The sequence below is a fragment of the Luteimonas wenzhouensis genome (genome assembly GCF_007859305.1).
Classification (GTDB): domain Bacteria; phylum Pseudomonadota; class Gammaproteobacteria; order Xanthomonadales; family Xanthomonadaceae; genus Luteimonas; species Luteimonas wenzhouensis.
Window position 1 is genome coordinate 22,119 of sequence record NZ_VOHE01000003.1, and the last position, 21,151, is coordinate 43,269.

The 21,151-nt window shown below is 72.8% G+C and carries 19 protein-coding genes and 1 riboswitch; of the genes, 14 read left to right on the top strand and 5 right to left on the bottom strand.

Features of this window, described 5'->3' with window-relative positions:
- Window positions 1–20: 20 nt before the first annotated feature.
- From FQY79_RS06495 to FQY79_RS06530, 8 genes are all read left to right on the top strand, one after another.
- Complete coding sequence (locus FQY79_RS06495) at window positions 21–776, top strand: SapC family protein (RefSeq protein ID WP_146311962.1); 756 nt, start codon at window positions 21–23, stop codon at window positions 774–776.
- Window positions 777–781: 5 nt separating this feature from the next.
- Window positions 782–1,804: a cupin-like domain-containing protein gene (locus FQY79_RS06500; RefSeq protein ID WP_146311964.1), complete on the top strand. Its 1,023-nt coding sequence runs from the start codon at window positions 782–784 to the stop codon at window positions 1,802–1,804.
- Window positions 1,805–1,860: 56 nt separating this feature from the next.
- On the top strand, window positions 1,861–3,495 hold the full coding sequence (locus FQY79_RS06505; protein ID WP_146311967.1) for a tryptophan halogenase family protein: 1,635 nt from the start codon (window positions 1,861–1,863) through the stop codon (window positions 3,493–3,495).
- Between the two features lie 31 nt (window positions 3,496–3,526).
- Window positions 3,527–4,213, top strand: coding sequence for a DUF6445 family protein (locus FQY79_RS06510; protein WP_246123031.1), 687 nt, complete (start codon window positions 3,527–3,529; stop codon window positions 4,211–4,213).
- A 28-nt stretch (window positions 4,214–4,241) separates the two neighbouring features.
- Window positions 4,242–5,504, top strand: coding sequence for a cation:proton antiporter (locus tag FQY79_RS06515; protein ID WP_146311970.1), 1,263 nt, complete (start codon window positions 4,242–4,244; stop codon window positions 5,502–5,504).
- 49 nt (window positions 5,505–5,553) lie between these two features.
- The gene (uvrD, locus tag FQY79_RS06520) at window positions 5,554–7,734 is read left to right on the top strand and encodes a DNA helicase II (RefSeq protein ID WP_146311972.1); all 2,181 of its coding nucleotides are present in this window, start codon (window positions 5,554–5,556) and stop codon (window positions 7,732–7,734) included.
- Window positions 7,735–7,900: 166 nt separating this feature from the next.
- Window positions 7,901–8,806 carry a phosphogluconate dehydrogenase (NAD(+)-dependent, decarboxylating) gene (gene gnd, locus FQY79_RS06525; RefSeq protein WP_146312509.1) on the top strand — a complete coding sequence of 302 codons (906 nt, stop codon included), beginning with the start codon at window positions 7,901–7,903 and terminating at the stop codon, window positions 8,804–8,806.
- 85 nt (window positions 8,807–8,891) lie between these two features.
- The gene (locus tag FQY79_RS06530) at window positions 8,892–9,341 is read left to right on the top strand and encodes a universal stress protein (protein ID WP_146311974.1); all 450 of its coding nucleotides are present in this window, start codon (window positions 8,892–8,894) and stop codon (window positions 9,339–9,341) included.
- On the opposite strand, the gene FQY79_RS06535 is transcribed toward FQY79_RS06530, so the two are convergent.
- Both FQY79_RS06535 and FQY79_RS06540 read right to left on the bottom strand, forming a co-directional pair.
- A complete protein-coding gene (locus FQY79_RS06535) occupies window positions 9,304–10,395 on the bottom strand; it encodes an oxidoreductase (RefSeq protein ID WP_146311976.1) in 1,092 nt (363 codons plus the stop codon). The two genes, FQY79_RS06530 and FQY79_RS06535, sit on opposite strands and share 38 nt — an antisense overlap.
- An 8-nt stretch (window positions 10,396–10,403) precedes the next feature.
- Complete coding sequence (locus FQY79_RS06540; protein WP_146311978.1) at window positions 10,404–10,700, bottom strand: DUF2782 domain-containing protein; 297 nt, start codon at window positions 10,698–10,700, stop codon at window positions 10,404–10,406.
- Window positions 10,701–10,823: 123 nt separating this feature from the next.
- Here FQY79_RS06540 and polA point away from each other — a divergent pair, with 123 nt between their 5' ends.
- The 5 genes from polA to FQY79_RS06565 all read left to right on the top strand — a co-directional run bounded on the left by polA (window position 10,824) and on the right by FQY79_RS06565 (window position 17,114).
- Window positions 10,824–13,601, top strand: coding sequence for a DNA polymerase I (gene polA, locus FQY79_RS06545; protein WP_146311980.1), 2,778 nt, complete (start codon window positions 10,824–10,826; stop codon window positions 13,599–13,601).
- A 587-nt stretch (window positions 13,602–14,188) separates the two neighbouring features.
- Window positions 14,189–14,668: a DUF421 domain-containing protein gene (locus FQY79_RS06550; RefSeq protein ID WP_146311982.1), complete on the top strand. Its 480-nt coding sequence runs from the start codon at window positions 14,189–14,191 to the stop codon at window positions 14,666–14,668.
- A gap of 44 nt (window positions 14,669–14,712) precedes the next feature.
- Window positions 14,713–15,822, top strand: coding sequence for a DNA polymerase IV (gene dinB / locus FQY79_RS06555; RefSeq protein WP_146311984.1), 1,110 nt, complete (start codon window positions 14,713–14,715; stop codon window positions 15,820–15,822).
- Window positions 15,823–15,851: 29 nt separating this feature from the next.
- Complete coding sequence (gene gph / locus FQY79_RS06560) at window positions 15,852–16,526, top strand: phosphoglycolate phosphatase (protein WP_146311986.1); 675 nt, start codon at window positions 15,852–15,854, stop codon at window positions 16,524–16,526.
- 108 nt (window positions 16,527–16,634) lie between these two features.
- A complete protein-coding gene (locus FQY79_RS06565; RefSeq protein WP_146311988.1) occupies window positions 16,635–17,114 on the top strand; it encodes a hypothetical protein in 480 nt (159 codons plus the stop codon).
- A gap of 70 nt (window positions 17,115–17,184) precedes the next feature.
- Here the strand turns inward: FQY79_RS06565 and FQY79_RS06570 are convergent, their stop codons facing one another.
- From FQY79_RS06570 to FQY79_RS06580, 3 genes are all read right to left on the bottom strand, one after another.
- Window positions 17,185–19,059, bottom strand: a complete 1,875-nt coding sequence (locus FQY79_RS06570; RefSeq protein ID WP_146311990.1) for a TonB-dependent receptor domain-containing protein — start codon at window positions 19,057–19,059, stop codon at window positions 17,185–17,187.
- Window positions 19,060–19,174: 115 nt separating this feature from the next.
- A riboswitch (cobalamin riboswitch) is annotated at window positions 19,175–19,409 on the bottom strand.
- Window positions 19,410–19,474: 65 nt separating this feature from the next.
- Window positions 19,475–19,846 (bottom strand): TfoX/Sxy family protein, encoded by a 372-nt coding sequence (locus FQY79_RS06575; protein WP_146311992.1) that lies wholly within the window; start codon window positions 19,844–19,846, stop codon window positions 19,475–19,477.
- Window positions 19,843–20,325 carry a GAF domain-containing protein gene (locus FQY79_RS06580; RefSeq protein ID WP_146311994.1) on the bottom strand — a complete coding sequence of 161 codons (483 nt, stop codon included), beginning with the start codon at window positions 20,323–20,325 and terminating at the stop codon, window positions 19,843–19,845. The genes FQY79_RS06575 and FQY79_RS06580 overlap by 4 nt, the downstream gene beginning before the upstream one ends.
- Before the next feature lie 63 nt (window positions 20,326–20,388).
- On the opposite strand from FQY79_RS06580, the gene bioD reads away from it, so the two are divergent.
- Window positions 20,389–21,096 (top strand): dethiobiotin synthase, encoded by a 708-nt coding sequence (bioD, locus tag FQY79_RS06585; protein WP_425463187.1) that lies wholly within the window; start codon window positions 20,389–20,391, stop codon window positions 21,094–21,096.
- The last annotated feature ends 55 nt before the right edge of the window (window positions 21,097–21,151 follow it).

Consider the following 21,151-nt stretch of genomic DNA (forward strand, 5'->3'; position numbering starts at 1 on the left):
GGGCCAATGCCGGAGACGACATGGCGCGACACGAACTGCTCGACAACGTGGTCCACAAGGACCTGCGCGTGGACACCCGCTTCGGCGCTGGCCTGGGCGACCCGGCCGGCCTGGTCCCGGTGTGGCCGACCGAGTTCGCCGAACTCCAGCGCGAGTACCCGATCTTCCTGCAGAAGGGCGAGGGCGAATCGGAGTACCACGCGGTGGCCCTGCTCGGCTTCGATGCATCGGAGAACCTGTTCCTGGACGGAGACCGCTGGAACGCGAACTACCTGCCGGGCGCGGTCGTGCGCGGGCCGTTCTCGATCGGCTTCCGCGACCCGGTGCCGGGTGGCTCGCTCGAACCCGAGCCGGTCGTGCACGTCGACATGGAGCATCCGCGCGTGGCCCGCGACGGCGAGGGCGTGGCGGTGTTCATGCCCAAGGGCGGGCACAGCCCCTACCTCGACCACGTGATCACCGTGCTCAAGGGCATCCACGACGGGGTCGCGGCGGCGCGCGCGATGTTCGCCACGCTCGACCGGCTCGGCCTGCTCCAGCCGGTGGACCTGGACGTGCGTTTCGACGAGGCCCGTGGCGCCCGCGTCACCGGCCTGTACGGCATCGACCGCGACCGCCTGGCCGCGCTCGAGGCCGGGCAGCTGCACGCGCTGCATCGCGACGGGCTGCTCGAGGGCGTCTACCTGATGCTTGCCTCGCTCTACAACATGCGCCGGCTGATCGCCGAGAAGCAGCGCCGGCTGCGGGCCCAGGACGGCGCGGGCGCGGCGGCCTGAGGCGCATGGCCGCATCCCCCGCCCGCGTGCGCGAGATCCGCGGCAGCCGGCCCGACCAGCTGCCGCTGCCGGAACTGCTGGCCGGCGGCGAACCGGTCGTGCTCAGGGGGCTGGTGGATGGCTGGAGCCTGGTGCAGGCCGGACGCGACTCGGCGCGGGCGGCGATGGACCACCTGCTCGAGCACTACAACGGCCGGCCGCTGCCGTATTCCTGGGGACCGCCCGAAACCCGGGGGCGCCCGTTCTACCAGGACGGCTTCACCCGGCTCAACACCGAGGCCCGGCGCGGCACGCTCGACGCGGTGCTGGCGGACATCGCCGCGCACCTGGACGATCCCTCGCCACCCACCCACTACGTGGCCTCGGTGCCGGTCGACGGCGTGTTGCCGGGGCTGCGCGCGGCCAACGACCTGGACTTCGCGGCCCACGGCGTGGAGGCGCCGCCGGCGATCTGGATCGGCAACCGCGTCACCGCCTCGTGCCATTACGACGCGCCCGACAACATCGCCTGCTGCGCGGTCGGGCGTCGCCGCTTCACCCTGTTCCCGCCCGCGCAGGTGCACAACCTCTACCCGGGCCCGCTCGAGCCCACCCCCGGCGGCCAGGCAGTGAGCGTGGTGGACTTCGACGCGCCGGACCTGGCGCGCTATCCGCGCTTCGCCGAGGCGCTCGCCCACGCGCGGGTGGCCGAGCTCCAGGCAGGCGATGCGCTGTTCATCCCGAGCATGTGGTGGCACCACGTCCAGGCGCTGGAGCCGTTCAACGTGCTGGTCAACTACTGGTGGAGCAGCATGCCGGCCTGGATCCCCACGCCGATGCACGCGCTCTACCACGCGATGTGGGCGATCCGCGACCGGCCCGAGCGCGAGAAGCAGGCCTGGCGCGAGATCTTCGAGTACTACGTGTTCGGCCCCGCGGAGCGGGCCGGCGAACACCTGCCGGAGCCGGCGCGCGGCGCGCTCGGCCCGATGGACGAAACCATGGCGCGGCGGATGCGGGCGATGCTGATCGCCCGGCTCAACCGCTGACGCCCGCCGGCGGCGCGCGTCGCCGGCTCACTGCATCATCCGGGGAGGAACCAGACATGAGCGAAGGCAGGATCAGGCGCGTCGTCATCGCCGGCGGCGGCACCGCGGGCTGGATCGCGGCGTGCGCGCTCACCCACCAGTTTCCCAAGGACGTCCTCAAGGTCGTGCTGGTGGAGTCCGAACAGATCGGCACCGTGGGCGTGGGCGAATCGACCATCCCCACCATCCGCACCTTCCACGACCTGCTCGGGATCGACGAGCGCGAGTTCATGAGTTCGGTGGCGGCAAGCTTCAAGCTCTCGATCTCGTTCGAGAACTGGCTGCGCCCCGGCCACCGCTATTTCCACCCGTTCGGCCTGACCGGGCTCAACACCTGGGCCTGCGAGTTCCACCACTTCTGGCTCGACTCGCGCCGCCGCGGTGTGCAGTCCGAGCTGGGCGACTTCTGCCTGGAGACCGTCGCCTCGCGCGCGGACCGCTTCGTCCTGCTCGGCAAGGACGGCAGCGCCGGCCAGTGGTCGACCCGCTGGGCCAGCGGCGGGATGTCGCCCGACCGGCTGCGGGTCAACTACGCCTACCACTTCGACGCCGGCCTGTACGCGGCCTACATGCGCGAGCGCGCCGAGCGCCAGGGCCTGGTGCGGATCGAGGGCCGGATCGAGCAGGTGCGCCAGCACCCGGAGACCGGCTACATCGAAGCGCTGGTGCTCGACGATGGCACCGTGATCGAGGGCGACCTGTTCATCGACTGCACCGGCGGGCGCGCGGTGCTCAGCGAGCAGGCGCTCAAGACCGGCTACGAGGACTGGGACAACTGGCTGCCGAGCAACCGCGCGGTCGCCCTGCAGACCGAGGCCGACGGCCCGGCGGTGCCGTACACGCGGGCGATCGCGCACGAGGCCGGCTGGCACTGGAAGATCGCCCTGCAGCACCGCATCGGCTGCGGGATCGTGTTCTCCAATGCGCACATGTCCGACGACGAGGCGACCGCCAGGTTGCTGAAGGAGAACCCGGCCAAGCCGCTGCGCGACCCCTGGATCATCCCGTTCCGCACCGGGCGCCGGCGCAAGGCCTGGAACAAGAACGTCATCGCCATCGGGCTATCGAGCGGCTTCATCGAGCCGCTCGAGTCGACCAGCATCCACTTGACCCTGAGCGGCGTGGCCCGGCTGATCAAGCTGTTCCCCCACGATGGCATCGACGAATCGATGGTGCGCCGCTACAACGATGTCAGCCGCTCCGAGATGGAGCACGTGCGCGACTTCATCATCCTCCATTACCACCTCAACCAGCGCGACGAGCCGATGTGGCAGCAGGTGCGCCACATGCAGCTGCCCGACGAGCTCGCGCACCGGATCCAGATGTTCCGCGACCGCGCCCATGCGACGCAGGGCGAGAACGAGCTGTTCCGGCTCGATTCGTGGACCCACTGCCTGCTCGGCCAGGGCGTGGAGCCGCGGTCGTGGCATCCGCTGGCGCGCACCCTCGCCGACGACGACCTCAAGCGCCTGTTCGACGGCATCCGCCAGCCGATCCGCCAGGCGGTGGCGGCCATGCCCTCGCACCAGCAGTTCCTCGACCAGTACTGCAAGGCGCCGCAGTCGGCCTGGGAGCTGATGTACGAGCGGGCCCGCGCCCACGCGCGCATCACCGGCAAGATCGCCGGCGTGGGCGGCGAGCTGCGGCAGTGAACCTGCGGTGCTGATCCAGCCGCATCCGGGCATGCGGATGCAGGTCCGCCGGCTCGGCGTCGAGCAGGCGCCGCTGCTGGTCATCGACCAGGCGGTGGCCGATCCCGAGCGCCTGGTGCGCAAGGCCGCGCGTGGGCATTTCCGGCCGCAGGGCGCGATGTTCCCCGGCCTGCGGCTGCGTGCGCCGCTGTTCTACGAGGCCTTCCTCGAACGCCTGCTGCGACCGCTGCTGGCCGAGCACTTCGGCCTGCCCGCGGACGGCCGCCTGGCGTTCCCGATGTGCCACTTCTCGCTGGTCACCCAGCCCCCGGAACGGCTGGTGTTCCTGCAGCGCGTGCCGCACATCGATTCGGCCGCGGACAACGGCCTGGCGACCGTGCACTACCTGTTCCGCGGGGAGTGGGGCGGCACCGCGTTCTACCGCCACCGCGCCACCGGCTACGAGCGCGTGGACGAGGCGCGGCGCGACCGCTACTTCGCGGCATTGCAGGACGAGAGCCGGCGCGAGGACGCGACCGGCGCCGGCTACATCAACGGCGACTCCGCGCTGTTCGAGCGCATCGACAGCGTCGATGGCGCGTTCAACCGGCTGGTGGTCTACCGCCGCAACTCGCTGCATTCGGGCAATATCGACAACCGGCGGGTGCCGCCGGCGGACGTCCAGGCGGGCCGCCTCTCGGTCAACAGCTTCATCGACGTGCTGGACCCGGGCGGGTGACCGCGCGGATGCGTGCGGTGGGCGGACCTTGAGCGCGCTCCTGCTGCTGATGCTGCAGCTGTCGCTGGTGCTGGCCGCGGCCAAGGCCTGCGGCGCGGTGCTGCGCCGCCTCGGCCAGCCGCCAGTCATCGGCGAGATGGCCGGCGGCCTGCTGCTGGGACCGCTGGCGTTCGGGGCCTGGCTGCCGCACGCGCATGCCGCGGTATTCCCGGCCGACTCGCTGCCGGTGCTGTCGGGCCTGGGCACGCTGGGCGTGGCCCTGTTCATGTTCATCATGGGGGCCGAACTGCGGGCGCCCGACGGCACCCGCGCGCAGCTGCGCGCGGCCGTGTCGATCGGCGGCGTGGGCATCGCCGCGCCGCTGGCGCTGGGCCTGGCGGTGGCCCCCGCGCTGTATCCGCGCTTCGCCCCTGACGGCGTGGGCTACTGGCCGTTCGCCCTGTTCGTGGCCGCGGCGATCTCGGTGACCGCGTTTCCGGTGCTGGCGCGCATCCTGCGCGACCGCGGCCTGGCCCGCTCCACGCCGGGCCGGCTGGCGCTGGGCGCGGGCCTGGTCAACGACGCGGTGGTGTGGATCTTCCTGGCCGCGGTGCTGGCCGTGGCCGGGGGCGGTTCGGGGCGCGCGGTGGCCGCCACGGCCGCGGGCGCGGTGGTCCTGGCGGGCGTCGCCTTCCGGTGGCTCCGGCCGCTGTACGCACGGCTGCTGCGCCCGGCGGCGGGCGACGGCGCGCCGTCGTCTTCGGCCCTGGTGCCGGTGCTGCTGGGCCTGCTGGGCTGCGCGGCGTTCTCGGAATGGATCGGGCTGCACGCCATCTTCGGCGCCTTCGTGTTCGGCGCCTGCCTGCCGCGCGACGACCGGATCCTGGCCTGGTGCGTGCGCGCCATCGAGCCGCTCGCGATCGGCCTGCTGATGCCGGTGATGTTCGCGGTGGCCGGGCAGCACGCCACCCCGGAGGCGTTCGGCGCCATGGGCGCGGGTGTGTTCGCCCTGCTGCTGGCGGTGGCGATCAGCGGCAAGCTGGCCGGCTGCGCCGCCGGGGCCCGGCTGTGCGGCCATGGCTGGCGCGACAGTCTGGCGGTGGGGGCGCTGATGAACGCACGCGGGCTCATGGAGCTGATCGTGATCCGGATCGGCTATGACGCCGGCCTGATCGGCCCGGAGCTGTTCACCATGCTGTTCGCGCTGACCCTGGTGACCACGGTGATGGCATCGCCGCTGCTGTCCCTGCTCTACCGCGGCACCCCGTGGCCGGCGCCGGCCGCGGCCATCGTCCCCGAACGCAATGCCTGAACCAAGCGGCGTCCGGGGGGCTGCGACGGCGCTCGCCTAGAATGGGCGCATGGATGTCTCCCACCTGCTCGACGGGCTGAACGCGGCCCAGCGCGAGGCCGTGTCCGCGCCGCCCGGCCATTACCTGGTCCTGGCTGGCGCCGGCAGCGGCAAGACCCGCGTGCTCACCCACCGCATCGCCTGGCTGCACGAGGTGGTCGGCGTCCCCGTGCACGGCATCTTCGCCGTCACCTTCACCAACAAGGCCGCGGCCGAGATGCGCCACCGGATCGAGGGCCAGCTGCGCCACGGCGCGCGCGGGCTGTGGATCGGCACCTTCCACGGCCTCGCCCACCGCCTGCTGCGCCTGCACTGGCAGGACGCGAAGCTGCCCGAAGGCTTCCAGATCCTCGACAGCGACGACCAGCTGCGCCTGGTCAAGCGCGTGGTCCAGCAGCTGGAGTTCGACGAGGCGCGCTTCCCGCCGCGCCAGGTTGCGTGGTGGATCAACGCGCAGAAGGACGAGGGCCGCCGCCCGCAGCACATCCAGGCCGCCGGCGACGAGTGGTCGAGCGTGATGCTGCGCAGCTACCAGCTCTACCAGGAGCGCTGCGACCGCGCCGGGCTGGTGGACTTCGCCGAGATCCTGCTGCGCGCACACGAACTGCTGCGCGACCACCCGCCGCTGCTCGCGCACTACCGCCAGCGCTTCGGCCAGCTGCTGGTCGACGAGTTCCAGGACACCAACGCGATCCAGTACGGCTTCGTCCGCCTGCTCGCCGGCGACACCGGCCAGGTGTTCGTGGTCGGCGATGACGACCAGTCGATCTACGGCTGGCGCGGGGCCAGGGTCGAGAACATGCAGCGCTTCCTGCGCGATTTCCCCGGCGCCCGGACCATCCGCCTGGAGCAGAACTACCGCTCCAGCGCCAACATCCTGGGCGCCGCCAACGCGGTGATCGCGCACAATCCCGACCGGCTCGGCAAGCAGCTGTGGACCGACAGCGGCGACGGCGAGCCGATCGACCTGTACGCGGCCTACAACGAGATCGACGAGGCGCGCTTCGTGATCGAGCGCATCGCGCAGTGGGTGCAGGGCGGCGGCAGCCACGGCGACTGCGCGATCCTCTACCGCAGCAACGCCCAGTCGCGCGCGTTCGAGGAGGCGCTGCTCGCCGAACAGGTCCCCTACCGCGTGTACGGCGGCGTGCGCTTCTTCGAACGGGCCGAGGTCAAGGACACCCTGGCCTACCTGCGCCTGGTCGCCAACCGCGACGACGACGCGGCCTTCGAGCGCGCGGTCAACACCCCGGCCCGCGGGATCGGCGAGCGCACCCTCGACGAGGTGCGGCGGCTGGCGCGCGGGCAGGGCATGTCGCTGTGGCAGGCCTCGCGGCGGGTGCAGCAGGCCGGCGCGCTGCAGGCCCGGGCGCGCAATGCACTGGCCGGCTTCCACGCGCTGATCGACGCGCTCGACGGCGAGGTGGCCGAGCTGCCGCTCAAGGACAAGATCGACCACGTGCTGGCGCGCTCGGGCCTGCGCGTGCACTACACCAACGAATCCAAGGGCGCGGCCGACTCGCGCGTGGACAACCTCGACGAACTGGTCTCGGTGGCCTCGCGCTTCGTCCGGGGCGACGAGGACGACGCGGCGCAGCTCAGCGAGCTGGTCGCGTTCCTGTCCTACGCCGCGCTCGAGGCCGGCGAGGGCCAGGCCCAGGCCGGCGAGGACGGGGTCCAGCTGATGACCCTGCACAGCGCCAAGGGCCTGGAGTTCCCGCTGGTGTTCCTGGTCGGCATGGAGGAAGGACTGTTCCCCAATGCGCGCTCGGTCGACGAGAGCGGGCGGCTGGAGGAAGAGCGCCGGCTGGCCTACGTGGGCATCACCCGCGCCAGGCAGAAGCTGGTGCTCAGCTATGCCGAGGCGCGCCGCCTCCACGGCCAGGACATGTACGGCGTGCCCTCGCGCTTCCTGCGCGAGATCCCGCCGGCGCTGCTCAACGAAGTGCGGCCGCGGGTGCAGGTGTCGCGCCCGGCCTACGCGCCGCGGCCGCGGCGCGACTGGGGCCACGCCGCGCTGGACGAGGCGCCGGGCCTGCGGATCGGGCAATCGGTGGTGCATGCGAAGTTCGGCGCCGGCGTCGTGACCGATCTCGAAGGCAGCGGCGCCCACGCGCGCGTGCAGGTGAACTTCGAGGACGCGGGCGCCAAGTGGCTGGTGCTCGCCTACGCGAACCTGCAGGAGGCCTGAGGCGGACCGCGGGGGGGCGGCGCCGCGCATGGGTGCCGGCCCTGGCGCGCGGCGGCGGTGGCCGGTCGCGCGTCGCTCACGCCGGTCCGGCGAGACTGGACGCGGCCTCCGGATCCCGGGCATGGTGCGGACCGGGGGCATCCGCAACCGTCCGTGGGAGGTGGAGATGCAGCTGGGGATGATCGGCCTGGGACGCATGGGCGCCAACATGGCGCGCCGGCTGCGGCGCGGCGGCCATGCCGTGGTGGGGTTCGACCCGACGCCACCGGCGCGCGCCGCGCTCGAAGACGAGACGGTGGCCACCGTCGACTCGCTGCAGGCGCTGGTGGGCGCGCTCCAGCCTCCGCGCGCGCTGTGGATGATGGTCCCGGCCGGCGCGCCGGTAGACGACACCATCGCCGCGCTGCGGCCGCTGCTGGCGCCGGGCGACGTGCTCGTCGATGGCGGCAACTCCTGGTACCGCGACAGCCAGCGGCGGCACACGGCGCTGGCCGAGGCCGGCATCGCCTACCTCGACGTGGGCACCAGCGGCGGCGTCTGGGGCCTGGCGGAGGGCTACAGCCTGATGGTCGGCGGCGACGCGGAGCCCGCCGCGCGCCTGGCGCCGGTGTTCGCCACCCTGGCGCCGGCGGCCGACCGCGGCTGGGCGCACGTGGGCCCGAGCGGCGCCGGCCATTTCGCCAAGATGGTCCACAACGGGATCGAGTACGGGATGATGCAGGCCTATGCCGAAGGCTTCGCGATCCTCGAACGCCGCTCCGACCTGGTGCCCGACATCGCCGGCCTGGCGGAGCTGTGGCGCCACGGCAGCGTGGTGCGCTCCTGGCTGCTCGACCTCACCGCCGAGGCGCTGCGTGACAACCCCGGCCTGGAGGGCATCGCCGCCTGGGTCCCGGATTCGGGCGAGGGCCGGTGGACGGTGGCCGAGGCGATCGAACTCGACGTGCCGGCGCCGGTGATCACCCAGGCGCTGCTCGAGCGGCTGCGCTCGCGGCAGGACAACGCCTACGCCGACCGGCTGCTGGCCGCGATGCGGGCGGCGTTCGGCGGGCACGGGATCAAGCGGACGTGAGGCCGCGCGCGCCCTGCTCTGGATCAATGCGGGCCGGCGACGGCGGTGGTTCCATGAAACCGTCCCCTCAACTGGAGGCAGTGCGATGTACACCCACATCCTGATCGCGACCGATGGTTCGGCCCTGGCGGGCAAGGGCCTGGACGCCGGGCTGGCGCTGGCGGCCGCGCTCAAGGCCCGGGCCACGCTGGTGACCGCTTCCGACCCCTGGCAGGCGATGATGGCCGCCGAACCCTCCGGCCTGGCCCTGGGCGCCGAGCTGCGCGAGGAGCAGCGCAGGCAGAAGGAGGCCCAGGCCCGGGCGATCCTCGACGAGGGCCGGGAGCGCGCGGCGCGCGCGGGCATCGAACTGGAGACGGTCTACGTCCCCGAATGCCCGGCCGACGAGGCGATCCTCGAGACTGCGACCAAGATCGGCGCCGACCTGATCGTGATGGCCTCCCACGGACACCGCGGCCTGCGCAAGCTGCTGCTGGGCAGCCAGACCCAGGCGGTGGTCAGTCGCGGCCACCTGCCGGTGCTGGTGGTCCGCTGACGGGCGCCGCCGCGGGCAGCGGCACGGCGCGGCCGGTCGCGGCGCTTTCGCGGCCGGCCTCGAGCACCTGCATCACCGCCAGCGACTGCGCGAGCGTCGCCGGCGGCGCGCCGCGGCCGAGGATCGCATCGCGCATCGCGACGTAGCTGGCCAGATAGTCGCCCGGCGGGCCGTCCACTTCGCGAGGCGCCCCGATGCCGCCGGACCCGGCGGGAGTGAACAGCCCCGGACGCGGGTCGCGCCCCCAGCCCCGGCCGCCGGGCGCGATGCCGTCGCGCAGCGCGGCCTCCTGCGCGTCCATCCCGTGCTTGGTGAAGCTGCCGCCGGTGCCGTGGACCGCGAAGCGCAGGCGGTTGTCGGCCACCAGCGCGCCCGCGTGCAGCACCGCGCGCAGGCGCGGCCAGCGCAGCACCACGTGGAAGTAGTCGTCGACCTGCGCGCCGTCGCGCTGCGCGCCGATGTCGGCCCGCACGTCCAGCGGCATGCCGAACAGCAGCAGCACCTGGTCCACCAGGTGCGGCCCCAGGTCGAACCACAGCCCCGCGCCGGGACCGGCGCGCTCGCGCCAGCGGTCGGGCACCTGCGGGCGGAAGCGGTCGAAGTGCGAGTGCAGTTCGACCACCTCGCCGAGGTGGCCGCCCTCGACCAGGCGCCGCAGGGCGAGGAAGTCGGCGTCCCGGCGCCGGTTGTGGAACACGCTGAGCACGCGCCCGGCCGCCCGCGCCGCCTCGGCCATGCGCCGTGCTTCATCCAGGCTGGTGGCCATCGGCTTGTCCACCAGCACGTGGCGGCCGGCGGCGAGCGCGGCGATGGCCAACGGCGCGTGGGTCACGTTCGGCGTGGCGACCACCACCAGGTCGATGCGTGGATCGGCGAAGGCCTCCGCCGGATCGGCCACCACCGTCGCATCCGGGAAATCGGCCCGGACCCGCCCGGGCCGGCTGGACACCACGGTCCGCAGCCGCAGCCCGGGCGTGTGCGCAATCAGCGGCGCGTGGAAGACCCGGCCGGCCTGGCCGTAGCCGACCAGGGCGACGTCGAGCGCATCGCCCACGGCGCGGCTTACCAGCCGAACAGCTTGAAGTAGGTCTGCGGCGGGTCGTCGCCGTCGCGGGTGGACATGACCCGGCCGTCGCGCACGTACAGGTAGTACGTCGGCCCGCGCAGCGGCTTGACCTGCACCACGCGCAACTCCCCGCCGACGCGGTACTCGGTGATCACGTCGCCGTTGGCCTCGGTCCGCACCACTTCCTCGGCGCCCGGCGGGATCTCCACCGCGGCCGGGTCGGGCGAGCTGGCGCAGGCCGCCAGGCCCAGCAGCACGGACAGGGCGAGGGGCGGGAGGCGGCGTGCGGACATGGCGGTCTCCGGGAGTGGTGGCTGCGCCCATTATGCGCGCTCGCAGCGGCGGCGCGCGTGGAAGCGGCCCCGGCGCCCCGGGGGGGTGAATCGTGGCCGGGCCGGGGCGCGTAGAATCGAGCGATGCCCAGGCTTGTACTGATCGACGGTTCGTCCTACCTGTTCCGCGCGTTCCACGCGCTGCCGCCGCTGACCAACGCGCAGGGCGAGCCGACCGGCGCGCTGTTCGGCGTGGTCAACATGCTGCGGGCCACGCTCAAGGAACGGCCCGACTACGCTGCCTTCGTGCTCGATGCCAGTGGGCCGACGTTCCGCGAGGCGCTGTATCCCGAATACAAGGCCAACCGGCCGCCGATGCCCGACGAGCTGCGCGCCCAGGTCGAGCCGATGTGCCGGATCGTCGAAGCGCTGGGCTTTCCGATCCTGCGCGAGGAGGGCGTGGAAGCCGACGACGTGATCGGCACCCTGGCGCTGCGGGCCGCGGCCGAGGGCATCGACGTCACCATCTCCACCAGCGACAAGGACTTCGCCCAGCTGGTGCGCGAGGCCGCGCCCGGGCAGGGCCTGGTCGAGCTGGTGAACACGATGACCGGCAGCCGGATGGACAGCGTCGAGGCGGTGGTGGCCAAGTTCGGCGTGCGCCCCGACCAGATCGTGGACATGCTCGCGCTGATGGGCGACAGCGTGGACAACATCCCCGGCGTGCCCAAGTGCGGCCCCAAGACCGCGGCCAAGTGGCTGGCGCAGTTCGGGACGCTCGACGGGGTGGTGGCCGCCGCCGACACGGTGAAGGGCAAGATCGGCGAGAACCTGCGCGACGCGCTCGGCCACTTGCCGCTCAGCCGCGAACTGGCCACGATCCGCACCGACGTGGCGCTGCCGGTGGGCCCGCGCGACCTCGGCCTGCGCGAACGCGACGTGGAGGCGCTGCGCGAACTGTACACGCGCTACGGCTTCAACCAGGCGTTGCGCGAACTGGACGGCGGGAGCGCGGTCGACGCGGCGGAGAAGGAGCCGGCCCGCGCGCGCGGCGGCGCCCGCTACGCCGCGCCAGCCGGCGGCGACGCGCCAGCGCCCGATCCGGCCCTGTCCGCACCCGGCGAATACGAGACCATCCTCGATGTCCCGCGCCTGGAGACCTGGATCGCCGAACTGCGCCGCGCCGGGCGGTTCGCGCTGGACACCGAGACCGATTCGCTCGATCCGATGCGTGCGCGCCTGGTCGGGATCAGCTTCGCCGCGCAGCCGCGGCGCGCGGCCTACCTGCCCCTGGGCCACGACTATCCGGGCGCGCCGTCGCAGCTCGACCGCGACACCGCGCTGGAGATGCTGCGCCCGCTGCTCGAGGACCCGCAGGTGGCCAAGATCGGCCAGCATGGCAAGTACGACCTGCACGTGTTCCGCCGCCACGGGATCGCGGTGCGCGGCTACGCCGACGACACCCTGCTCGAGAGCTTCGTGCTCAATTCCAGCCAGCGCCACGACATGGATTCACTGGCGCGGCGGCTGCTCGGCTACGAGACCCTCCCGTACGAGGCGGTGGCCGGCAAGGGCGCCAGGCAGATCCCGTTCAACGCGGTGGCGGTGGATGACGCCACCCGCTACGCCGCCGAGGATGCCGACATCACCCTGCGCCTGCACCATGCGCTGTCGCCGCGGCTGGCCGAGGCGCCCGGGTTGCAGAAGGTGTACCGCGAGATCGAGATGCCGCTGGTGGAGGTGCTGGCGCGGATCGAGGCCAACGGGGTCATGGTCGATGCCGACGAACTGCGGCGCCAGACCGCCGACCTGTCGCGGCGCATGCTCGCGGCTCAGAACAAGGCCACCGAACTGGCCGGGCGCAGCTTCAACCTCGATTCGCCCAAGCAGCTGCAGGCGCTGCTGTTCGACGAACTCGGGCTGCCGGCGCTGGTGAAGACGCCCAAGGGCCAGCCCAGCACCAACGAGGAGGCGCTGGAGGCGATCGCCGACCAGCACGAGCTGCCGCGCGTGATCCTCGAGTACCGCGGCCTGGCCAAGCTGCGCAGCACCTACACCGAGAAGCTGCCGGAGATGGTCAATCCCGACACCGGCCGGGTGCACACCAGCTACCACCAGGCCGGCGCCGCCACCGGACGCCTGGCCTCGAGCGACCCGAACCTGCAGAACATCCCGATCCGCACCGTCGACGGCCGCCGCATCCGCAAGGCCTTCGTGGCGCCGGAGGGGCGTCGCCTGGTGGCCTGCGACTACTCGCAGATCGAGCTGCGGATCATGGCCCACCTGTCGCAGGACGAAGGCCTGCTGGGCGCGTTTGCCGCCGGCGCCGACATCCACCGCGCGACCGCGGCCGAGGTGTTCGGCCGCCGCCTCGAGGAGGTGACGCCGGAGGAGCGGCGCGCGGCCAAGGCGATCAACTTCGGCCTGATGTACGGGATGGGCGCGTTCGGCCTGGCCCGCAACCTCGGCATCGGCCGCGGCGAGGCCCAGGACTACATCGCCACCTACTTCTCGCGCTACCCGGGCGTGCGCGACTTCATGGAGCGCACCCGCCAGCAGGCGCGCGAGCAGGGCTACGTGGAAACCGTGTTCGGCCGGCGCCTGTACCTGGAGTTCATCCAGCGCGGCAACCAGGCCCAGCGCGCCGGCGCCGAGCGCGCCGCGATCAACGCGCCGATGCAGGGCACGGCGGCCGACATCATCAAGCGCGCGATGGTGGACATCGACGCCTGGCTCGCGGGCCAGGGCGGCCGGGCGCTGATGATCCTGCAGGTGCACGACGAGCTGGTGTTCGAGGTCGACGCCGGCTTCGTCGAGACCCTGCTGGCCGAGGTGCCGGCGCGGATGTCGGCGGCGGCGGAACTGCGTGTTCCGCTGGTGGTCGAATCGGGCGTGGGGATGAACTGGGACGAGGCACACTGAGGCCCGCATCGCCCGTGGCGACGCGTGTGAGCGCTCACACCCGGGGGAGCTCCGGCGTGCGCCGGTGACTTCCGGCGCCGCCCGGTTTTTCCAGCCGCGTTACATCGGCGTCGGGGCCCTCGCGGCGAGGTAAACGCCGGCTGAACTTTGCCGTCGTGGGGGCGATTTCTTCACGAACTCTCAATGCCCGTGGTGGTCATATAGGTCGCGACAGATGCAAGGTCTGTCGCTGATCTCTCCCATCCCCTGGAGCAGATCCCGGAACGTAAGACTTCTCCCCGAGTCCCGTTCCCCCCGGCCCCGCAGGCCCCCCCTGCCTGCGGGGCTTTTTATTGCCCGCTTTCCGGGCCGGCGCGTTCGCGCGTGCCCTGCCCGTGCGCACCTGGCTGCGTGCGATCCGCGTTCGCCGTGCCCTCGCCGCGGTTTGACCCTCACGGCCGCGCAGGCGTTGCCGTGAACCTGAACGGCCTTCAGGTCCGCCGCATCGACCGGGTGGCCCGGCCTGCCGCGAGGGCGGCTGCCGTCCGCTGCCCGGTCTTCATCCGTCGCCTGCGAGCATGCCGGCGTGCGATGGAGGAGGCGCGGTCATGTCCGGACTGTTCGAGCTCGAACTGCCGTGGTGGGAGCTGGTGCTGCGCGGCGCGGCGGTATACGTGGCGATGCTGGTGCTGGTGCGCCTGTCGGGCAAGCGCACCGTGGGCGAGTTCACGCCCTTCGACCTGGTGCTCGTGGTGCTGCTGGGTGAATCGGTGGGCGGGGCGCTGATCGGCGAGGACATGTCGCTGCCGGGCGGACTGATCGTGGCCGCGGTGCTCATCGGCCTGAACTGGCTGGTCGGCTTCCTGTCGGCCCGCCTGCCGCTGCTCGACCGGATCGTCGAGGGCCAGCCGGTGCTGGTCGCGCGCGACGGCGAGGTCTTCCGCGACGTGCTGCGCCGCGAGTCGATCAGCATGGCCGAGTTCGAGGCGGGGATGCGCGCCGCCGGCTGTCCCGGCGTGGACGAGATCCAGGTGGCGGTGCTCGAGCCCAATGGCCACATCAGCGTCATCCGCCGCGGTTCCCGCTGAGGCGTGGCCCGGGCCGGCGCGCGAGCGCCTAGAATCCACCGGGCGTGCGCAAGATCATCCACATCGACATGGACGCGTTCTACGCCTCGGTGGAGCAGCGCGACGATCCTTCGCTGCGCGGCCGCCCGGTGGTGGTGGCCTGGCGCGGTCCACGGTCGGTCGTGTGCGCGGCCTCCTACGAGGCGCGACGCTACGGCGTGCGTTCGGCGATGCCGGCGGCGCGGGCCGAGCGGCTGTGCCCGCAGGCGGTATTCGTGCCGCCGGACTTCCCGCGCTACAAGGCGGTCTCGCGCGAGGTGCAGGCGATCTTCCGCGAGCACACCGGACTGGTGCAGCCGCTGTCGCTGGACGAGGCCTACCTCGATGTCACCGAGCCGCTCATCCCCTCGCCCAGCGCCACCGCCACCGCGCAGGCGATCCGCCGGCAGATCCGCGAACGCACCGGACTGACCGCCTCCGCCGGCGTGGCCCCGAACAAGTTCCTGGCCAAGATCGCCTCGGACTGGAACAAGCCCGATGGGCTGTTCGTGATCCGTCCCTCGCAGGTGGACGCCTTCCTGCAGCCGCTGCCGGTCTCGCGGATCCCTGGCGTGGGCCGGGTCATGCAGGGCAAGTTGGCGAAGTTTGGCGTGAAGACCGTCGGCCAGTTGCGCGAACTCGGCCTCGACGAACTCCAGGCCCGCTTCGGCAGCTTCGGCGCGTCGCTCTACCGGCGCGCCCGCGGCATCGACGAGCGTCCGGTCGAGCCGAACCAGCCGGTCAAGTCGGTGTCCACCGAGGACACCTTCGAGGCCGACCTGCTGCTGGGCGAACTCGAGCCTCACGTGCGGCGCCTGGCGGCGAAGACCTGGGAGGCCGCGGTGCGCAAGGGCGGCCGCATCGGCCGCACCGTGGTGCTCAAGCTCAAGACCGCACAGTTCCGCATCCACACCCGCAGCCTCACGCCGGACGTGCCGCCCGCCAGCAGCGAGGCCCTGTGCGCGGTGGCGCTGTCGCTGCTGCAGCGCGTGGGCCTGCCACCGGCGACCCGCTACCGGCTGGCCGGCGTGGCGCTGTCCAACTTCCGTGATGCGGCCGAGCCGGACCTGCAGCCGGAGCTGTTCCCCCGCGTCGCCATCGCGTCGTGTGCGGCAGACCAGGCGCGCAGCGGGTAGACTGCGCGGTCCTCGAGGGAGCACGGATCATGCAGGAATTTCCCCGGGCGGTGCTGTTCGACCTCGACGGCACCCTGATCGACAGCGCCGGCGGCATCGCCTGGGCGCTCGACCGGACCTTGGTGGAACTGGGCCACGCGGGCGTCGGCGAAGCGCAGGCGCGCGCCTGGATCGGCGAGGGCGCGCGGGTGCTGCTGCGGCGCGCGCTCCGCCACGCGGGATCGGCGCTGGCGGACGACGAGGCCGGGTTCGAACATGCGTTCGCGCGGTTGATGCACCACTACGCAGATTCGCTTCCGCGGCAGGCGCAGGCCTATCCGGGGGCGGAGGAGGCGTTGCACGGTCTGCGCGGGCAGGGCGTGCGGGTGGCGCTGTGCACCAACAAGCCCGAGCGCTTCATCGCGCCGCTGCTCGATGCGCTGGCCTGGCACGACCTGTTCGACGGCATCGTCGGTGGCGACACCCTGCCCGAGTGCAAGCCTTCCGCCCTGCCGCTGCGCCACCTCGCCGACGCCTTCGGCGCGCGCGAGGCCGAGTGCGTGATGGTGGGCGACTCGCACACCGATGCCAGTGCGGCGCGGGCGGCGGGCATGCCGCTGGTGCTGGTCGACTACGGCTACCACCGCGACCTCGACCTGGAGGCGGCCGGGGCGCTAGCGGTCACCCCCGACCTGCGCAGCCTGCTGGTGGCGGCGCCAGCCTGAGGACGGGCGAGCGCGCGCTGTCAGCACTCGCCCCCGCCTGCTGACAACACCTGCGCCGCGACCGGCGCTAGGCTCCAGGCGCAAGCCTGGAAGTTGGAGGGCAACACGATGGGCGATATTCGACAGGGGGCGGCGGCGGCGCTGTGGCAGGACCTGGTCCGCGAGGCGCAGGCCGCCAGCGGCGACGCGCTGGACGAATCCCGGGAGAGCTACCTGGTGTTCGTGCTGTTGCGTCACCAGCGCGATGAACGGTTGCTGGCGCGGATCCAGGCGCTGGAGTGGCTGCACGCGCAGCAGCAGGTCGGCCGCGTGCGCACCGATGCGCTGCGCGACGTGGGCGACCGCTGCCTGCTGGTGGCGGGTCTGTTCCCGGACCTGGCGCAGCGCCGCCGGGTGAGCGTGGACTACTTCGTCGACCTGGGCCGCGGCGCCTACCAGGCCGTGGCCGACGCCGGGCGCGACGCGTATGCCGAGCTGTTCGCGCACCTGGCCGCGGGCTACCGCGAGCTGGTCTCGGTGCTGCGCCGGATCCGCGGCCCGGCGGGCGCGGCCGGCCTGTTGCGACCGGCGCCGGCAGTGTTGCACTGACCCGCCGCCCCGGCGCAGGTCCGCGCGCGCAAGGCGCCGGCGGACGTGCGTCCACCGGCGCCCGCGCAGGTCAGCGCACCGGGCGCCAGCGCAGCGCCAGGTGGAACTCGCGCCCGGGCTGGTAGTACCAGGCCACGGTCTCGTACTCGCGGTCGAACACGTTGCTGGCACGCGCCAGCAGCGTCCAGTCCGGGTGCGGCGCGTACTCCAGTCGCAGGTCGGCGGTGGCATGGCCGCCCAGGCGCACGATGTTGGCCGGATCGTCGTAGCGCGCGCCGGCACCCTTGACGGTGATGCCCGCGCGCAGCGGGCCGAAGTCGCGGTCCAGGTCGATCCGGCCGGTGGTGCGCGCGCGCCGCGCCAGCACGTGGCCGTGGTTGGCGCCGTGGCTGCGGTCGCGCGGATCGGCGTGGCTCAGCTCCAGCGCCACGTCGATCCCGGCCAGGGTGGTGCCGAACGAGAACTCGGCGCCGCGCACGCGCGCCTGGTCGACGTTGCTGCCCACGCCGCGGTAGTCCGGTGGCGGATAGACGAACACGATCAGGTCGTCGATGCGGCTCTCGTACACGTCCAGTGCCCAGTGGTGCCCGGCGGTGCTGCGCGCCAGCCCGAGGTTGAGGCTGACCGACTCCTCCGGGCGCAGGCCGGGGCTCTCCGAACCGGGGTAGTAGAGGTCGTTGAACGTCGGCGCCTTGAAGCCGGTGCCCAGGCTCGCGGTCAGGCGCAGGCCGTTGCCCGCGTCCAGGCCCCAGCCCAGGCCGCCGGTGACGTGGCTGCCGAACTGCTCGTTGTCGTCGTGGCGCAGGCTGGCCTGGACGCGCTGCCTGCCCACGCGCCCGCCGTAGGCGGCGAACACGCCGGTGTTCGCGCGCCCGGACACGGCGTAGGCCGTGGTGCTGTCGACGCGGTCCTCGAGATGGTCGACGCCGAGGCTGAGCAGGTGCGCGTCCGCCAGCCGCACGTCGGCCTGCAACGAGGCGCTGTCGCGCCGGGTCTGGAAGCTGGCGCGCGGCTCGTCGTCGTGGAAGTCGTCGGAGCGGTCGACGTTGCGCGCCAGCGCCAGCGTCGTCGTGACCCGACCCTGCTCCGGCGCGTGCTGCAGGCGTGCCCCGGCGATGCGCTGGCGCACCCGCGAGCGGTTGGTCCACGAGCCGTCGAACTCGTTCTCGCCATCGGCCTGCAGGAAGCGGCCATCCAGCACCAGCGCGTCGCCCAGGCGCATCCCGCCGCGCAGGTTGAGCGAGGTGTTGCGGTAGCCGTCCTCGTCGGGCTCGTCGGCGAAGCAGCCCTGGAACAACGCGTCCGACCCGCGGCAGGCATTGATGCCGTCGGTGGCGTCATAGGCGCCGTCCACGCCGATCCAGCCACGCTTGCCGCGGTAACCGAAGCCGGCGCTGGCCTCGCGCGCGCCGTGGCTGCCGGCGCCGACCCGCGCGTGGCGCGACAGCCCGGGTGCACCGCCGTCGCGGGTGAAGACCTGGATCACGCCGCCGATCGCCTCGGAGCCGTACAGGCTCGAGCGCGGCCCGCGGATGATCTCGATGCGTTCGATCTGCGCCAGCGGCAGGTCCTGGAACGCCGGCATCCCGGCGGTGGCCGAGTTCATCTTCACCCCGTCCACCAGCACCAGCACGTGGTCGGACTCGGTGCCGCGGATGTACAGGCTGCTGAGCTTGCCGCGGCCGCCGGTATTGCCCACGTCGATGCCGGCGCGGCCGCGCAGCAGTTCGATCAGGTCGCGCGCCTGGCTGCGCTCGATCTCCTCGCGCTCGATCACCTGCGCCGGCACCAGGCTGTCGGCCAGGCGTTCCTGGCTGCGGCTGGCGGTGACGAGCACGGTGTCGAGGTCGGTGGCGGCGCCTTCGGCGCGGACGCCGGCGGGAGCCGCCAGCACGGGAAGGAACACCAGGGTGGCGGCGATGGCCGCCGGTAGGGAATGACGCATGCAGTCCTCCGTCGCGCGCACGCCCACGTACGCGCAGGGGTTACGGGGAGTCGCGAACGAAGGACCGCGCAGCGTGATCCATGCCGGCATCGCCGCCGCGACGCCCTCCGCGTCGCAACCAGTGGACTTCGTGGCCGGTCTCCGGACTTGCGCGCGAGGCATCCGATGCCTCGGCCGTCGCGCCTTCCCATGCCTGCGGCACAGTGGCGGATGCGGCGGCCTGGACGCGCCTACCGTTGCGGGGGCAGTGCCGGACTGGCCGTGTCGCGTATCGCGACGCCGGCGTCACCGGCTTCCCGTTTCAGCCCTTGGACGAACGTCCGCGGGCCACCTCGAAGCGGGTGCATTGTAGGGCGGATCGCACGCGCTTGCCTCCCGTGCCCGGAAGCGCGCGCCTGGACGCGCCGGGGCGCGTTCAGTCGTCGCCGCCGGGGCGGTCGAGGAGCTCGGGCGCCGGCATCGCGCCTTCGTCCTGGTGGTGGGTGGTGGTCACCGGGGCGGCGGCGGGACGCCCGCGCGGCGGGGGCAGCTCGGCGGTGGCCGCCTCCACCGCCGCGACCAGTTCGGCCCGCCGGGCCTCGGGCACGTCCTGCCAGTGGCAGTCCTGCAGCGCCCCTTCGAGCGCATAGAGCATGTTCAGGCTCGGCTTGAAGCCCGCCCGGCGTACTCGCATGAACGCTTCTACCGCGCCCACCGCCACCAGGTCGGCCTCGGTGCGCAGGCCCACCTGGCGCAGCCAGGCCGCGGACTTGGGGCCGATGTTGCGCATTTTCAGCGGTTCAGTCATGGCAGCGACTCGAGGTAGATGCGGGCGATGGTTTCCAGCCCCTCCTGGTCGACAACGTCGAAACGCGCCGGATCCGGGCTGTCCAGGTCGAATACCCCCAGCAGCTCGCCGCCGCGCACCAGCGGTACCACCAGCTCCGAGCGCGAGGCCGCGTCGCAGGCGATGTGGCCGGGGAAGGCCTCGACGTCGTCCACCCGCTGGGTGCGGCGGGTGCGCGCGGCGGCGCCGCAGACCCCCTTGTCGAGCGGGATCCGCACGCACGCCGGCAGCCCCTGGAAGGGGCCGACCACCAGCTCGGTGCCGTCGAAGAAGTAGAAGCCCACCCAGTTCAGCCGCGGCAGCGCGTGGTAGACCAGCGCCGACAGGTTGGCGGCATTGGCGATGCGATCGGGCTCGCCGTGCACCAAGGCGCGCGCCTGGTCTGCGAGCTGGGCGTACTGCTGCGCCGTGTCGCCGCTTAGACTGGTGGGCGTGAACATGGGGCCAGTCTAACAGCGCCGCCGCGCGCGATCGGGAGACAGGGTGCAGGCAGGCAGGCGGACATGGCGTCGGGCGAACCGGGACCGTGCGCGCGGGAGCGCGTGGTGAGCGTTGCGTGGTTGGTCACCGGCACCGACACGGGGGTCGGCAAGACCTTCGCCTCGGTGGCGCTGCTGCACCAGCTGCGCGGGCGCGGCCTGCGCGCGGTGGGCATGAAGCCGGTGGCGGCGGGCAGCGCGCACACCGCGCAGGGCTGGCGCAACGAGGATGCGCTGGCGCTGCTCGCGGCCAGCAACCCGCGGCCCGCGTACGCCGACCTCAATCCCTTCGCACTGCCGGCGGCCACCGCGCCGCAGCTGGCCGAACGCGAGGCTGGCGTCGAGGTGGCCCTTCCGCCGCTGCTGGCTGCGTTTTCGCGACTGTCGGCGCTGGCCGACGTGGTGGTGGTGGAGGGCGCGGGCGGCTGGCTGGCGCCGCTGGGCGACGGGCTGGAGCATGCCGATCTCGCGCGTGCGATCGGCGGCGAGGTGCTGCTGGTGGTCGGCCTGCGCCTGGGCTGCCTGAGCCATGCGCGCCTCACCGCGCGCGCCATCCAGGCCGACGGCTGCCGCCTGGCGGGCTGGATCGGCAACCGCGTCGATCCGGGCTTCGAGCCCGTGGACGACTACCTCGACCTGTTGCGAGAGGCCCTGCCCGCACCCTGCCTGGGCGTGCTCGACCACGGCGCCGATCCCCGCGCCGCCGCGCGCGCCCTGGCGCTCCCGCTGTAGGAGCGGTTTCAGCCGCGACCCCGGACGCCGGGTGCCGCCGCCGTCAGCCGTGCGC